A 398-nucleotide genomic window follows, 5' to 3' on the forward strand; every position below is an offset into this window, starting at 1 on the left:
GCTTGGCCGGCGTCATACGAATGACCTCAAGATGCAGAATGTCGGTGCGGGGCATGACAAAGAGCTGATCCGAAACCACAATCAGCGCTTCGCCGTCTGCTGACAGCCCAAGCATCCGCTGCCTGTCCTCGACCAGGTCTTCTGGGTCGCGCACATATTCGAGCTCTGTCTCGCCCGGCGCAAGGCGGCCAGCCTGTGCCATGCGCGCTGTCCCGACATAACCCTCGAATGCGAGAGGCACGGAGCTTGTCACCCATTCTCGTTCTCTTGCGCTTAGAGGCAGGCGGAAGCCCGTCGCCAGCGTCACCTGGCAGGCGGTCCTGAGGCGAGGGTCGCGATCCTCGGACGGGTTTTGCAGACCTTGCGATTGCCACTCCGGCGGCCAGGCTGTCAGCGAG

At 63.1% G+C, this 398-nt stretch carries 1 protein-coding gene; it reads right to left on the minus strand.

What is annotated here, in order from left to right:
- On the minus strand, nt 1–253 hold a 253-nt coding region (locus ASF70_RS24145; RefSeq protein WP_162237940.1), incomplete at its 3' end, for a hypothetical protein.
- Between the last annotated feature and the right edge of the window lie 145 nt (nt 254–398).

This window comes from Rhizobium sp. Leaf321 (assembly GCF_001423215.1).
GTDB classification, from domain to species: domain Bacteria; phylum Pseudomonadota; class Alphaproteobacteria; order Rhizobiales; family Rhizobiaceae; genus Neorhizobium; species Neorhizobium soli.